This window comes from Oceanobacillus indicireducens, from assembly GCF_014647195.1.
Taxonomy (GTDB): Bacteria; Bacillota; Bacilli; order Bacillales; family Amphibacillaceae; genus Oceanobacillus; species Oceanobacillus indicireducens.
This window is the reverse complement of record NZ_BMOS01000030.1, coordinates 12,721-27,005: the sequence shown is the minus strand read 5'-3', so window position 1 is coordinate 27,005 and position 14,285 is coordinate 12,721. Positions and strand designations below refer to the sequence as shown.

Here is a 14,285-nt window from a genome sequence, read left to right as displayed (position 1 = left end):
ATTGAATCCAAAACAGTTTAATGAATTTCATTATAGTAATCTTTTACTCTATATTCGTCAACGACACCCCATCACCATCTGATTCTACGGTGTACTTCCAATTATAATCACTAGTTTCCTCTTCACCGCTGTTATAAATTTTCTTAATCGTTTCGTCTGTCGTTACAATCCATGCGTCACCGTCCTCTTCAATATTTGTTACGGTTGCATCGATGACCTCTTGCTTCATGCCACTTTCCGCTAAGCGATCTACTAAATCCACTTGCATGCCATGAAGGGCACTATCATCCTTGATATATGGACGAACGAGCTCATAATCATCCGCATTAATTGCTTCAACAAGGTTATAAATATAATTTAACGTTGCTTCTTCTACTTGCGCATCTACATCATTGCTTGCAGGTTTTGAAGCTGACTTGGCAGCCTGATGCAGTTCCTGTGAACCTTCGAGGGTTTCCGTAGCTTCAAAATCTGTATTGCTAAACATTCCATACGAATTTGCTTCATCAATCAGCCATTTATCTTCCTCCGCATCGAAAATGATACGAAGTGCTACGGTGTCAATTCGTTCTTCTAAATCAGGCTGCTCGTCACTATGAAAAGTGGAGGCTGTAAAATGGAAATTAGCTGGGACGGAAACTTCATTTTTGTCATAGAACGTTAGCTCATCATAATTTATTTCAATTTTGTCTAATTGTCCAGTGAAATTTTTCCCGTACTCGATATTATAGGAAAAGTCGTCTTGGAAATTTTCTCTTACGTTTTCCGTGACAGCTGTAAAGATTGTGGCATCATTTGCTGCATGGGCTTCCACATATTCTTCTCCATACAATAAAATTACTTCTGATAAATGATCCATTAGCTCCTTGCTTACAGTGTTCAAGGTGAGCTCATAGTAATCTTCTTCAATCTTTATCTCATCTAGTGTTACCTTACCCCATTCTGTTTCAATAATTGGGGTTGCCGTGACAGAACCATCCAGGTTTAGCGGACCGAATGCTTCAATATTTAGGCTTTCATCGAAGGGGATCTGCTCTTCATTCACTTCCATATATGCATTTTTAATCGGACTGCCATTCTCATTATATAAGTGGAATGTTGTCGATTCTGCATCCAGTTGAATATCCTGATAAACCGTATCACTAGAGCTGTCTCCGAGGATTACTACATCCTCTGATTCAGCTTCCGTCAATTCCCCGCTGTAAGTGCTATGTATTGTATACTTACCGGGTGCGAGTGGCCCATAAACAATATTTCGTTCATCGTTCTTTTTGGCAGGGAATGTTTCCTCATTAAATGTTGTTTCTATATTTTCAAAAGGCAGATTGAAGTCCGCGTATTGCGGTACTAAAGAAAATAGGTATTTAGGAAAAATAAATAAATGCTTGCCGTTCTCCGTTAGTTTCATCAGGTCATTCTGGTACGAAAAGTCTTCTAAATTCGTCGTTTCGATGTTGATATAATGTGCCTCATCTTTTGCAAGCGCGATAAGTGCTTCTGCCTCTGCTTGTGAGATCGATTCACCTTGCATCCTTGTCATATCCTGAACTTTTTCATAATCTTCATCAATTATTGCTGTGATGAACCGTTCTGCCGTTTTTTCTGGAGAGAAATATGACTTCCCCCATGTATAGCCGCCAATCATGATAACCAAAAGAGCGGCAGCTGCACCTATGATTATTTTTTGTTTCTTCGAGTAAGTTCTTGGCTGCTTTTTAGGAGGGATAAGTGTGCCCTGTGCCGAAGAGGCGTGCAATTTATGCCCACAGTTCTGACAAAAGTTTAAGGATTCATCGATAGCTTCTCCACATTCCTGACAGTACTTTTCCATGTCTGATAGACTCCTTTATATGAAATATTTTTCACGCATTAACGGTCTGTAATACCCCCACCTCAAAACAAGAGGGAAAGCTACTAGGTGAAGGTGGAGATAAACAGTCCGGCAATCCCTGATTCTGTTCAACTAACATTCAGTGGGGGAAGGTAAGGAAACCCCACTGAATGAAGTTTCACTTTATTCATCTATTCAATCATTAGTAGTATAGACTAATATTTCCAGTTTGTTAAGCTGATTTTACTATTTAATGAATATAAAGTGATTAAAAATACTCTAGAAAAATGCATAATTGATTCTAAAGGTCTATAGTTTCCTTTACAAAAGTCCCGGGAATGTGTATTATTATCTCGATGTAGGTGAATCATACTAGAGAAAGAGTGATAATATGCATGAATGTTTTAATTGCCACAAAGAAATCGGGGATGTTACGTTTTGTGGCCATTGCGGGGAGCGCCAAGCTTGTCAGGAATGCGGGGTGCAGTTTGAGCGTAAGAGTGCTTTTTGTCTGAACTGTGGGACGAAGCGAGAGGGCGAAAGTGAGTCCCAAACAATTGCTGATACAGAAGAGCAAACAGGAGGTACGGACCAAGCAGAGGCGTTGGCCCAAGCCAATCAGTCGGAGAAACAAAAGCAAGAGCCCCAACAACAGCCCGCGGTACAACCCATACAAGAAAATAGTTTTGTAGATTCCATGAAACAAAAGGCGCAAAAGTTAGGCAAACGAAATCTTTCTATTATCGGCGGGATTCTTATTGTTTTGATCGCTTTTTTCATCTTCCAGGGATCTAATGACAGTCCGGAAAAAGTGATAGAGAATTTTTTCACAGCACTTAGTGATGGAGATGTGGAGAAAATAGAGCAGTATGTCGATCCGCTTGTTTGGGAGGAAATGCTAGATGAAGATGTGATGGAAGCGATGGAGATGCTTGGAAATCTGGATGTGACGATGGAACTGCTTGATCTTGAACAGATAGACACTGGCGAGGATTACATCGATTTTGAAGCGACTGTGAAGTACAACTCCGTCTTTATCGATGCCGAAGATGCAGAAGAATTAGTGAGTGTAGAAGTGATGCAATACGGTGATAAATGGTATATCTCGGATGTGTACTAATAAAGCAATAATACATAGAATTGAATGAATTTCATAATTACTAAAGTCGGCTTTCCCATCACCATATGTAGTTGGGAACGAACCAACTCAACTACATATGGTGATGGTGAAGCATTAAATACGTATTATGAAATTCATTAAATTAATTTAACGTTTATGCAGTAAACCCATTTCTTATTGTAAATAAAATGTAGATAGCTAGAGGAGACTAAATGATAGTTTCCGATGGCTATCTTTTTTCAGATTTTTTGAAGCAAAATTAAATATTACTGAGCTAGCAATGATTCGCTGCTTATTGTTTCATTATTGCTTCCCATTCCCGAACGCATGAACTTTTAAAACAAGCGCAGAAGTTAGGCTTGACTAAAATATATACAGATAAAAACGGCCGCATAAGAAGGAAAAATGAAAAATTTGTACTACCTAACCATTAGACTGGAAGGACGAGGAGGCAGGTACTTTTTTAATTTAGATAAATCAACGTATTAGTATACTTCTCCGCAAGAAAAGCAAACTGTAAATTGTTGCTCAAATTCCGGAACTTCAACAAATTTACTATCGTTGCAAGCTTTACATTTCATTTTTACCTCTCCCTTCATCACGCATTTACGTTTCTATAATAACCCCACTGAATAAAGTATTTCCTTATTATTTAAATATTTTAACAAATGAATTAATTTCATAATTGCCAAAGTCGGCTTTTCCATCACCATATGTAGTTGGGAACGAACTAACTCAACTACATATGGTGATGGTGAAGCATTACATACGTATTATGAAATTCATTAAAATTAAAACTTGTTTGGAAAGGCTTATTAGTACAATAGAGGCTATACCAAGTACTTAATCTGTTTTTACAGCTACGTTGTCCATGACGGATAGGTAGCGGGGCAATGAACATGTTCTTTTGTTTTTTGTATAAACCCAAGTAATTAGGGTTGAATAGAGATGTTTGTGTGGTACAATAACAATTACTCACCTAATGAAAGGAAGATCCACCGTGAAAGTAGTGAACAATATTGCTGAATTAATCGGAGAAACTCCGTTAGTGAGATTAAATAAAATTGCGGATTCAAATGGTGCAGCTATTTACGTCAAACTCGAATTGTTTAACCCTAGCCGAAGTGTGAAAGACCGGGCTGCTTTTTCTATGCTGGAACGAGCGGAAAAAGAGGGATTAATTAAACCCGGAGCAACGATAATCGAACCGACTTCGGGAAATACGGGAATTGGTTTAGCGATGAATGCCGCTGCTAAAGGATATAGAGCGATTATCGTCTTACCGGATACATCGACAAAAGAAAGGGTCGACATATTACGCGCGTACGGTGCTGAAGTTGTCTTTACACCGGGAGCTGGAAAGATGCCGGCAGCGATTGAAAAGGCGAAGGAAATTGCTGCTGTGACACCAAATAGCTTTATTCCGATGCAATTTGAAAATGAAGCAAATCCAGCTATTCATCGGATTACAACAGCAAAAGAAATTATCGAAGCGGTGGAGCAAGAACAAAAGAAACTTGCGGCATTTGTTTGTACTGCTGGGACCGGTGGGACGATAACCGGAACGGGAGAAGCACTAAAAGCGTATGATTCAGAGATTCAAAATATTGTCGTCGAACCAGCAGGGTCTCCTGTCTTGTCAGGTGGTGAACCCGGAAAACATAAATTAGTTGGAACGAGTCCTGGGTTTATTCCGGATATTTTGAATACGTCAATTTATGATGAAATTATTCAAATTGAAGATCAAGATGCTTATGATACCGTTTATGACCTTGCTCGTCAGGAAGGGATTTTATTAGGACCCTCTGGTGGTGCTTCTGTTTTCGCTGCTTTAAAGGTTGCAAAACGACTGGATCCAAGTCAAACGGTTGTCTGTATTGCCCCGGACAGTGGCGAGCGTTATTTAACGAGTGATTTATTTTCTGTGTAATTTACATATAACAAGCTATTAAAATAGATGGTTGTGGAGGTGAGGACATGTATTTATCCATTAAAGAAATTAAGAAAAGCTTTCCCTTAAAAGACAATGAAAGATTAGAAGTCTTGGACCATATTAATCTGGAAGTGGAAAAAGGGAGTTTCGTTTCGATTGTTGGTCCTTCAGGCTGCGGGAAATCAACATTGCTTTATTTGATTGCCGGCTTAGAAAAAGTAGATGAAGGATTGATTACGGTTGCTGGAAAAGAAGTAAGAAAACCCGGCCCGGACCGTGTTGTTGTATTCCAAGAGGACGGTTTATTCCCATGGCTGACGGTGCTCGATAATGTCACCTATGGCTTGAAAATAAAAGGGCAATCCAAAGATGAGATGGAGAAAAAAGCGAAAGATATCTTGCAAATGGTGCATTTGAGTAATTATGCTGATTCGTACCCTCACCAATTGTCAGGTGGGATGAAGCAGCGCGTATCGATTGCGAGAGCGCTTGTGATGGAACCGGATATTTTATTAATGGATGAACCATTTTCCGCATTGGATGAACAAACCCGAATGGTGTTGCACCGGGAGTTGCTCGAAATATGGAGGAAAACAAATGTCACGATCTTTTTTGTGACCCATAATATTCGAGAAGCGGTGCAATTATCGGAGAAAGTGGTGGTGCTTGCAACAAGACCAGGGAAAATAAAAGAAATTATTCCCGTACCAACGACAAAAGATGGGGTCATGCCTGATTCTGTTACTTTACATACGGAACAAAGAATATTAAGCCTCCTAGAGGGAGAAATAGAAAAAGTGTTAAAGGAGGAAATGGGAGATGACTACAGCTTTAAGGCGAATCCTGTTCATCGCAGTGATAGCGGTGATATGGGAAGTAACATCTAGAGTTTCCGGGCTGCCAGACTTTATGTTCCCAAGCTTACTCCTTGTCCTGGAGACACTTTTTACTGGATTAATCGATGGGCAAATTACAGCAGCCGTGATCAGAAGTATTGGGAGGATTCTCCTTGGATTTTCGATTGCTACCTTAATAGGTCTTATTTTTGGTTATTTAATTTGGCGATATAAGCTGGTGGAAGATACATTAGGTTTTCTCGTCACGGCATTACAATCCATTCCGAGTATTGTTTGGTTTCCGCTCGCGATTATTTGGTTTGGCTTAAATGAGTTCGCAATTCTTTTTATCGTAACCATTGGTGCCACATGGACGATGACAATGAATGCATCGAGTGGATTTAAAAATGTGCCGAGGCTGTATCAACGGGTTGCGAAAACCTATGGATCAAGCGGGTTTCATTTTCTAAGAACAGTTATTGTCCCGGCGTCTGTCCCACAATTATTATCCGGTATGCGTATTGCATGGGCATTCTCTTGGCGCGCCTTGATGGCAGGAGAATTACTGGCGAGCAGTGGTGGTCTTGGACAATTACTCGATGCCGGCCGTTCCTTAGGACAAATGGATCTCGTTATCTCTGTCATGATTATTATTGCAGTGATTGGAACGATTATGGACCAACTTATATTCTTACGGTTGGAGCGTTCCGTTCAACGAAAATGGGGAATCAGTTAGATTACTTGAGGAGGAATAGGATGATGAAAAGGTTTGTTCAATTGTTGTTAGCAATCGCTGTTATCGGAGTAGTGTTGGCAGGGTGTTCGAATGACGAGGATACCGTTACGATTGGATATTTTCCCAATTTGACACATGTTGCATCGATTGTTGCTTTGGAAGAAGGTTATTTTGCAGAAGAATTTGGGGAAGATATCACAATTGAAACACAAACATTTTCAAATGGCGGATTATTTATGGAAGCCATGCAAACAAATGAAATCGATGTCGGTACGGTTGGACCAGGTCCACTATTAAATATTTATCTGCAAAATCCAGAGTTTCATATTATTTCTGGTGCCGTTAATGGCGGGGCAGTACTTGTAACGAGTGAAGAAAGTGGCATCGAGTCACTGGAAGATTTAGATGGAAAGCGAGTCGCCATTCCGGTTATCGGTAGTACGCAAGATGTGATGCTCCGTAAAGCATTACAAGAAGTTGGCTTAGAAGCAACGTCAAGTGGTGGAACTGTAGAAATGCATGCGGCAGCACCAGCAGATACAGCAACTTTATTTGTTCAAAATTCGGTAGACGCTGCAGCAACACAAGAGCCGTGGGGATATATCTTGGAGACGCAGGCTGGCGGTGAGTTGCTGATGGATTATGATGAGTTTGCTTGGGGAGAGGAATCAACCAATACGGTAGTAGCTGCCCGTAGCGATTTCAAAGAAAATACCGAGCTCACGGAGCAGTATTTACAAGCGCATAAACGTGCAGTTGAATTTATCCAAGAAAATCCAGAAGAAGCACAACAAATTGTGATTCAGCATATTCAGGATTTAACTGGGAAAGAAATTGATAAAGAAGAAACAGCAGCAGCCTTTTCCAGACTACGTGTAACGACAGATGTGAATGAACAAGTCATTCAGGAAATGGCGGATATTAGTCTAGAGGCAGAATATGTTGATTCGAATGATATTGAGGGGATGATTGATCTTTCTATTTTAGAGGGGATGGAGTGATTCGTGGGCATCTTTGTTCCAGATTGGAAGGAACAAAGATGCCTTTTTTCTTTCCTAATGAATTGATTCCTTACTGTCCAAAATGTGGGGAAGAAATGAATTTATGGGGCCGCCCATGGAACTTCTTGGAAGGTGAAGAATATCGTGCGAGCTGGCAACGTGCAGTGGATTCTATTTATAACAACAAGGAGGATATGCAAACGGTTAATACGCTAAACAATGGGGCAATTCCAGAGCTACCAGCTGATGCGATCATTGAAGTAAATAGCGTCATTACAAAAGACGGTCCAAAGCCAATTGCAGTAGGAAAATTGCCTAGCGCAGTAAAAGGTATTATTTTACAGATGGAAAACTTTGAAGAATTAGTTGTACAAGCGGCAATTACAGGTAGTTATCATGATGCTTCGTAAACTTGTAGAACCAAAAGGGATTAAAGTAGATATCATTGACTCTATTGCATATGGCATGATCCAAGGTGACAAAGTGCTTGAACAAGCGTTACATGTAGCAAAATAAATCTTACCTTGAATTATTCATAGCTTTAGTAGGAGGCACCTCTTCTATTTGGTCGTTTTTTCTCGATATTTAAACTATACCAAAAGTGGAGGTGTTTTTCTTTTATAATCACATCTTGTCAAGGAGCATAATCAAGTACCGCAAATATTATAACAGGTAACGATTAGACATTATTTTTACTCTGCAAAAGTTGAGTAAGTTAATTAAACAAGTCATTGAAACACTTTGCTTCAATGACTCGTTTTAATTTAATTGATTATATAAGTTGAATTTAATGTTTTTGCCTGAATAGATGCAGATGTATAGAGGGACAGTTCGATTGTTAGCTATTGGATGTGACAGGCACTACTCACCTAACCGATTTTGCCATTCTGCAAGCAGGAGTTCTTTACCTTTTTTAACTCCTGGATGGAATTGAATATAGGCTTTGTCGCGGGCTCTTTCAATAGATTCGATGGAAGTCTGAATGTCCTTTTCAAGTCCAGGAATACCTGCATGATGTGCTATCGTCAGGCCTGCAGTCTTTCCTTGAGCGATGGCTACTTTGGCTCCCTCGATTCCGGTTATATTCCCGGCAACATATAGGCCATCGAGATTTGTTTCCATGCGCTCGCTATGTAATGGAACGTAGCCACCGAGCTCCTCGCTGTAATAAAAGGAACAACCGGCAACTGCCGCTAATTCTGCAAGCGGGTAGAGACCACCGGCAATACAGACGAAATCAGCTTTAATCTTTTCCTCCGATCCTCCAACAACATCACCTTTCGAATCAATTGTCGCAACTATTACACCTTGAACTTCATTATCTCCATAGATCTCTACAACCGCTTTCCGAAGCTGAATCGGAATATCCCAGATTTTCACTCCAGTCTTCGGGAAAAAAGTAACACCCATATTTTTCATAAAATCATTTTTCATGAGTCTGCTGCCAAGCTTAATAAATTTGGACGGGGCCATATGGGAGACATGAAGCAGTGAATTCATTACTTCCTTGGGTTGTGATGACTCATTTGTAACCTGGCTGTTTACAGGAAGTGTCATAGCGACAACTTCTATCCCGGCAAGTTTTAGTTCCATCGCAATCGCCGTAGAGAGCACATTAACCCCAATTATTACTCCGCGGTTTCCGGGCTTTACTCGATGTACATTTGTCATCACCTGAGCCGCTCCAACTGACATCACCCCGGGCAGCGTCCAGCCGGGAACAGGTACCGGTGTTTCCGCAGCCCCGGTTGCAAGCAATAGATGCTTAGCAGTAAAGCTCTCTGTATCCGTGTAAACTGTCCAATGCTCGTTTGTTTGTACAATATTATTTACAGGCGTATTCAGCAGAAAACGGGTACCGAGCTCCAGCGCTTTTTCATAACGAATTTTCGACTCTTCCAGACCATTCCACCAGGTACCGTCCGGCTGTTCATAGAGCTGTCCGAGAAGCCTTCCACCCGCTATCATATACTCATCGAGGACAAGTACATCAAGTCCTTGCTCTCTACACGTGATCGCTGCTTCGAGACCGGATGGTCCTGCACCAATAATAATTACCTTATTCATCTTCCGACCTCCAATCTCTTACCGTAGTTGGCAGCCGTCCGCCACTTTCAATCACCATACCTTCCTGAAGCGGGGTCAGACAAGCGCGTACACCTTGTATACCATTGACTGCCACTCTGCATTCATAACAATGGCCGATGTTACAATAAATACCTCGGGGAGTGCCATTTTCTTCATGATGACGCAGGGTTCGTACTCCATTGGCGAGCAGTGCCGCTGCAATGGACTCCTGTTCAAATCCGCGATATTCTTTATTATTGAACCTAAATGTAATTAACTTTCGTTCCTCTATCTTTCCAAGTACTGGGTGATCGATGATTCGCTGCTTCATTGTTTCACCCCTCCTAAGTCAGTAAAGCTGACCGGACGAATCGGTGGCTGATATTTTAGTGAAACTTCTTTATTATTCTTCGGACTATCCTGAAACATGGCAATTTTATCGATCATGCCACGGCAGGTGCGTCCACCACAGTAGCCCATTCCTGCCCGAGTTCGCAATTTTAGTTCTCGTGCGGAGCAATTATAGGTTTTTTTCGTTTCCATTAATTCTTTATATGTCACTTCTTCACAACGGCAAACAATCATTTTTTCATTTTGCATGCAATCCACTCCTTCTCTCCTTTTCATGAATTACAATGCAAGAATTGTGCCAACTATTTTCTGTCTATAATTCCAGTCCTAATTTATTCATCCGGTTATAAAGAGTTGCACGGGTGATCTGCAGGTTTTTAGCAGCGGTCTGCTTATTCCCTTTCGCTTTATTTAGTTCTTTTAAAATAATATCTCGTTCAGTAAACTGAAGTCTTTCTTTTAGAGAAAGCCCCTCCGAATGCTTCAGCGGAGAGTCATTGTACGGAGCATGGTTATTGGGTTCGAACGGAAGGTACTCTGATTTGATTTCTCCACTTTCAGAAAAAACGACAAGCCGTTCCACGACATTCTTCAATTCACGAATATTTCCAGGCCACTCATGTTTCAGAAGAGCCTGCATGATACCTTGAGAAATACCATGAATTGGCCTGTTATATTTAACGGATGTTTCGTATAAAAAGTAATGTGTAAGTTCAATAATATCCTCTGGACGCTTGCGGAGTGGAGGCACTTCAATACTGACAACATTGAGCCGATAATATAGGTCCTCTCGGAAATTTCCCTTCCGAACCTCTTCCTTCAAGTCGCGATTCGTTGCAGCAACAACCCGGAAATCCACTTCTTTTTCCTTTGTTCCCCCAACAGAGAAAAACTTATGATCCTGAAGGAGACGCAGGATTTTCACTTGCATATCAAGTGGCATTTCTCCAATTTCATCGAGAAAAAGGGTGCCGCCTTTGGCAAGTTCCACTTTCCCCTTTTTTCCTCTTTGATCAGCCCCCGAGAATGCTCCTTTTTCATAGCCGAACATTTCACTCTCGAATAAAGCGGAGGGAATAGCCCCGCAGTTGATTGCAATAAAAGGAGCATCATTTCCTTCCCGGAGCATGTGGATGGCTTTTGCGAATAGTTCCTTCCCGACACCACTTTCCCCGTGAATTAGCACATTAGTGTTGGTCGTTGCTGCCTTTTTTATCATTTTCTTCGTATTTTTTAATAAAGTGCTGTTGCCTTTAATCTCAGCGAATGGTTCTTCGGTAGCTGTTAATTTCTTGACCGTATTCTCCAAATGAAACAGCTTTTCTGTTGTATTGGCCAATTCATTATTAAGCTGGATTTGACTTGTTATATCCACTTCGGACACGACCGCACCAATAATTTTATCCTGAAGATAAACCGGGTTAGAATTAATAAGCACCACCAGGTTTTCTCTTGCATTATGCTGGCTCCTGTAAAGGGTGGTGCCGTCTTTTAATGTTCTTAAAAGCTCAAGTTGTTCCCGATGAAAGAAATCAGTAATCTTCCTGCCGATAATCTCTTCACGCTTAACAGAGAAAATGTCCTCTGCTCCTTTGGTCCAGATCAGCACATTCTCGTTGGCATCAATAACCGTACAGGAGCTGTCAATGGTCTCTAAAATAGTGGTCAAGTAGGCATTCATTCGCTGATAGGATTGAAAGAGCTTGCGTGCAAGTCTCGGTGCATCGATAAACCCTTTGCACCGTTTTCCATCATAAATTAAGAAACGGTCCACATGCTCCACTTCCTCCAGCAGCTTGCTAATATCAGCTGTGGCAGCATTTATTTTTTTACAGGAGAGGAAGAGGAGTTCTCCGGTCTCCTCATCGAATTCCGCAAGATAAGAAGTGCCATCTTTCTCAATAACTACCTTTCCGGGCTGCACTGCTCTCACCTTTTCCAGCAGCTCTTTCCCTCTATCTTTCTCACTTTGTAAAACGCTTACATTGGTATCCATTAGTTCTTCCAATTTTAGAGAAAAAGTCATGTTTGCTACTCCTTTCAAAGTGTCAATTAATATTGACAAGTTTAAAAATATTTTGACATGTATCTATAGAAAAAGCAATAAGACTATTTATTATCTGTTATTTAAGTTGGCACGTTATTTGCATTACTATTTACAGAGTGTCAGGAATGAAAGGAGGGGTGCAATGAACAATAATTCTCATCGGGATATTGTCGTCATTGGAGGAGGTATTATCGGTGCAGCTATTTCTTATTATGGTACCAAGGCAGGACTGGAAATAACCGTTCTGGAAAAAGGAGAGCTTGCAGGCGGCACTTCTTCCCGGTGTGACGGAAATATCCTTGCAATTGATAAAGATCCCGGCTTTGATAGCCAGATGTCTTTTGCCAGCCAAAAGCTGGTACGAGAGTTGAGCAGTGAACTGGAAATACCCTTTGAATACCGTTATCCGGGAAGTATCTTTGTCTGTGAAAATGAAGAAGAAATGGAAGCGGCAGAGAAGTGGGTTGCACGTCAGGTTGAAGCGGGACTTGAATTCCGGATGATTGACAGAGAAGACCTGCTGAATGAATCCAAATACTTCGCTGATGATCTGCTTGGCGGGCTGGAATGTAAAACAGATTCAACAGTAAATCCTTATATGCTGACATATTCTTTGTTTCACAAGGCAGAGAAACTAGGTGCTCGCATTCATACACATACGGAAGTGACCAGCCTCAAAAAAGTAACAAGCGGAGAATTTATAATAGAAACGACCCAGGGTAACTATACGGCGAAAAGAGTAGTGAATGCCGCGGGAATCTGGGCGCCCTTTATCGGCGAAATGGTCGGGGTGAAGATCCCGATTAGCCCGCGGAAAGGACAAATTATCGTTGCTTCAAGGCAACAACCGGTCGGTATCCGTAAAATTCAGGAGTTTGGTTACTTGCTTTCCAAGTTTGGTGGAGAACGGCAGGTAGATGAAGAGACAAAGAAATATGGTGTTGCACTCGTGTTCGAACCGACTGCTGCGCAAAACTTCCTGATTGGGAGCAGCCGGGAATTTGTCGGATACGATACCACCGTAAACTGGGATGTGACAAAGGTGATGGCAAATCGGGCCATGCGCTTTTTCCCGAAAATACGCGATATGACGGTCATCCGTACGTATGCGGGCTTACGACCCTGGACGGAAGATCACTTGCCGATTATTTCTCATATTGATGAAGTGCCTGGTTTTTATGTGGCGGCAGGGCATGAGGGGGATGGCATCAGTCTTGCAGCAATAACTGGAAAAGTCATTCAGGAGATGCTCTCCGGTGAAGAACAAACGATACCAATCGAGCCACTTCGCTATGACAGGTTCAGAGAAAGGGTGAAAGTTTAAATGAAATTTGACATGCTGTTTACCACAATTGATACACATACTGGAGGTAATCCGACACGGACGGTGATCAGCGGTCTGCCGGAACTGAAAGGAGACACGATGTCAGAAAAAATGCTCTATATTCATGAGCATTATGACTGGATCCGTAAATTTTTAATGAACGAGCCACGCGGACATAGCGTTATGTCCGGGGCCCTGCTTGTGGATCCGTGTCATCCGGATGCAGATATTGGTGTGATTTTTATTGAAACGGGAGGATATTTACCGATGTGCGGGCATGATACAATCGGCTGCTGCACTGCACTTATTGAGACAGGCATGATAGAAGTGAAAGAACCTTATACGTTTCTCAAGATCGATACACCAGCCGGACTTGTCGAGACAAAAATTAAAGTAAGTGGAGGGAAAGCGGTGGAAGTGACATTTGCGAATGTTCCTTCTTTCCTTCTGAAGTCCATTGAAATCGACGTCAGTGGCATCGGCAGAGTGGAATGTGATATCGCATACGGCGGGAATTTTTACGGGATTATAGATGCAAGAAAACTCGGGCTTTCCTTAGAGCCGGATAACGCTTCGACTATTATTGAAAAAGGCATCACCATCCGTAATGCGATTAATGAGGCTGAAAATATCGTACATCCGGAGTTCCCATTTATTCAGGGCCTGACACATATCGAGTTCTTCTCTGACCCGGTCCACCCCGATGCAGATGTGAAGAATACGGTGGTTGTTCCGCCAGGCGGGATTGACCGTTCACCATGTGGCACCGGTACATCCGCAAAAATAGCGACCATGTATGTAAGAGGAGAGCTTGGTGTCGGGGAGGAATTTATCCACGAAAGTATTGTCGGATCCTTATTCAGAGCCCGAATCCTCGAAGCAATTAAAATCAAAGACTATGAGGCTGTTATTCCGGAGGTGACCGGATCAGCGTGGATGATGGGGATGCACCGCTTTTACTATGATGAAAGTGATCCGCTCCGTGAAGGCTATCTTCTGATTCCGCCAATGCAAGACCAATCAAGGGAGGGGGTATAGA

General features: G+C 41.7%; 12 protein-coding genes and 1 pseudogene. 8 read left to right on the top strand and 5 right to left on the bottom strand.

Features of this window, described 5'->3' with window-relative positions; translation table 11 throughout:
- Positions 1 to 43 precede the first annotated feature (43 nt).
- Entirely contained in the window at positions 44 to 1,831 is a 1,788-nt protein-coding gene (locus IEX94_RS15775) for a zinc ribbon domain-containing protein YvbJ (RefSeq protein WP_188858766.1), read from the bottom strand.
- 391 nt (positions 1,832 to 2,222) lie between these two features.
- Between IEX94_RS15775 and IEX94_RS15770 the strand changes: the two genes are divergently transcribed.
- From IEX94_RS15770 to IEX94_RS20395, 6 genes and pseudogenes are all read left to right on the top strand, one after another.
- Positions 2,223 to 2,951, top strand: a complete 729-nt coding sequence (locus tag IEX94_RS15770) for a zinc ribbon domain-containing protein (protein WP_188858765.1) — start codon at positions 2,223 to 2,225, stop codon at positions 2,949 to 2,951.
- Positions 2,952 to 3,951: 1,000 nt separating this feature from the next.
- The gene (gene cysK, locus IEX94_RS15765) at positions 3,952 to 4,881 is read left to right on the top strand and encodes a cysteine synthase A (RefSeq protein ID WP_188858788.1); all 930 of its coding nucleotides are present in this window, start codon (positions 3,952 to 3,954) and stop codon (positions 4,879 to 4,881) included.
- 47 nt (positions 4,882 to 4,928) lie between these two features.
- A complete protein-coding gene (locus IEX94_RS15760) occupies positions 4,929 to 5,771 on the top strand; it encodes an ABC transporter ATP-binding protein (protein ID WP_188858764.1) in 843 nt (280 codons plus the stop codon).
- Positions 5,704 to 6,456 (top strand): ABC transporter permease, encoded by a 753-nt coding sequence (locus IEX94_RS15755; protein WP_156857747.1) that lies wholly within the window; start codon positions 5,704 to 5,706, stop codon positions 6,454 to 6,456. Before IEX94_RS15760 ends, IEX94_RS15755 begins: the two co-directional genes overlap by 68 nt.
- Positions 6,457 to 6,476: 20 nt before the next feature.
- Complete coding sequence (locus IEX94_RS15750) at positions 6,477 to 7,457, top strand: aliphatic sulfonate ABC transporter substrate-binding protein (RefSeq protein WP_188858763.1); 981 nt, start codon at positions 6,477 to 6,479, stop codon at positions 7,455 to 7,457.
- 164 nt (positions 7,458 to 7,621) lie between these two features.
- Positions 7,622 to 7,861: pseudogene (locus IEX94_RS20395) on the top strand (family 4 glycosyl hydrolase); the annotation flags it as partial.
- A 457-nt stretch (positions 7,862 to 8,318) separates the two neighbouring features.
- Here IEX94_RS20395 and IEX94_RS15740 read toward each other — a convergent pair.
- The 4 genes from IEX94_RS15740 to IEX94_RS15725 form a co-directional block, all read right to left on the bottom strand.
- Positions 8,319 to 9,524, bottom strand: coding sequence for an NAD(P)/FAD-dependent oxidoreductase (locus IEX94_RS15740; RefSeq protein ID WP_188858762.1), 1,206 nt, complete (start codon positions 9,522 to 9,524; stop codon positions 8,319 to 8,321).
- Positions 9,517 to 9,855 (bottom strand): (2Fe-2S)-binding protein, encoded by a 339-nt coding sequence (locus IEX94_RS15735; protein ID WP_156857744.1) that lies wholly within the window; start codon positions 9,853 to 9,855, stop codon positions 9,517 to 9,519. Before IEX94_RS15735 ends, IEX94_RS15740 begins: the two co-directional genes overlap by 8 nt.
- Complete coding sequence (locus tag IEX94_RS15730) at positions 9,852 to 10,124, bottom strand: (2Fe-2S)-binding protein (protein ID WP_156857743.1); 273 nt, start codon at positions 10,122 to 10,124, stop codon at positions 9,852 to 9,854. The genes IEX94_RS15735 and IEX94_RS15730 overlap by 4 nt, the downstream gene beginning before the upstream one ends.
- Positions 10,125 to 10,188: 64 nt before the next feature.
- Positions 10,189 to 11,901 carry a sigma-54 interaction domain-containing protein gene (locus tag IEX94_RS15725; protein ID WP_188858761.1) on the bottom strand — a complete coding sequence of 571 codons (1,713 nt, stop codon included), beginning with the start codon at positions 11,899 to 11,901 and terminating at the stop codon, positions 10,189 to 10,191.
- A 163-nt stretch (positions 11,902 to 12,064) separates the two neighbouring features.
- Between IEX94_RS15725 and IEX94_RS15720 the strand changes: the two genes are divergently transcribed.
- Together IEX94_RS15720 and IEX94_RS15715 are read left to right on the top strand one after the other, a co-directional pair.
- Positions 12,065 to 13,246: an NAD(P)/FAD-dependent oxidoreductase gene (locus tag IEX94_RS15720; RefSeq protein ID WP_156857741.1), complete on the top strand. Its 1,182-nt coding sequence runs from the start codon at positions 12,065 to 12,067 to the stop codon at positions 13,244 to 13,246.
- The gene (locus tag IEX94_RS15715; RefSeq protein WP_156857740.1) at positions 13,247 to 14,284 is read left to right on the top strand and encodes a proline racemase family protein; all 1,038 of its coding nucleotides are present in this window, start codon (positions 13,247 to 13,249) and stop codon (positions 14,282 to 14,284) included.
- Position 14,285: the final 1 nt, after the last annotated feature.